This window comes from Streptococcus oralis, from assembly GCF_001578945.1.
Taxonomy (GTDB): Bacteria; Bacillota; Bacilli; order Lactobacillales; family Streptococcaceae; genus Streptococcus; species Streptococcus oralis_Q.
The window spans coordinates 84,755-85,422 of record NZ_KQ969552.1; the positions used below are offsets into that span (position 1 = coordinate 84,755).

The window sequence follows — 668 nt, forward strand, 5'->3', positions numbered from 1 at the left end:
CAGCTCACAGCTCACAGCTCACAGCTCACAGCTCACAGCTCACAGCTCACAGCTCACAGCTCACAGCTCACAGCTCACAGCTCACAGCTCACAGCTCACAGCTCACAGCTCACAGCTCACACTGATTATGTAATCGGACGTGTTTTTTGTCAAGCACTAAAACAGGCTTTTTCACATTTTTGTGAGGAGGTCTTTTCTGTTATTCCTCAACTCAATGAGCTGATTTTAGGAGGTGTAAAATGACGCCTCTAGCTATTGATAGAAGTTGGCAATCTGGAAATGAAAGAGCTGACAATTTATTTTTCTGGAGAAGTTTCGGTTTTGATGAAAAGGATATTTTAATCGAAAATACTGATGGTATTGTTAACGGAGCGCTGTTTGAATTTAAAAACAGCATTGCCGATCTAAATATTGTACTTGTGCAAGCTATCCACTATCTTTCTAAATTAAGAACTAAAGGTGGTATTCCTATACCAAGTAAAATCGTTTTAGTTGATATTAATAAAAATCGTGCTAGTGTTTATGATGCAACACAATATCGTTTAGAAATTTTAAAAAATTATACGAATAGTGCATCAAAAAATGTAAATCAGACCACTTTAAAAAATGCTACTAATCCTGAAAAAGTAATTGAATTTGATGTTCTTCAACCAAAAAGCCCTAAAAAT

The 668-nt window shown here is 36.2% G+C and carries 2 pseudogenes; both read left to right on the plus strand.

What is annotated here, in order from left to right:
* Positions 1–243: pseudogene (locus SORDD16_RS11870) on the plus strand (hypothetical protein); the annotation flags it as partial.
* Positions 240–668, plus strand: a pseudogene (locus tag SORDD16_RS05810) (hypothetical protein); the annotation flags it as partial. The pseudogenes SORDD16_RS11870 and SORDD16_RS05810, both read left to right, overlap by 4 nt.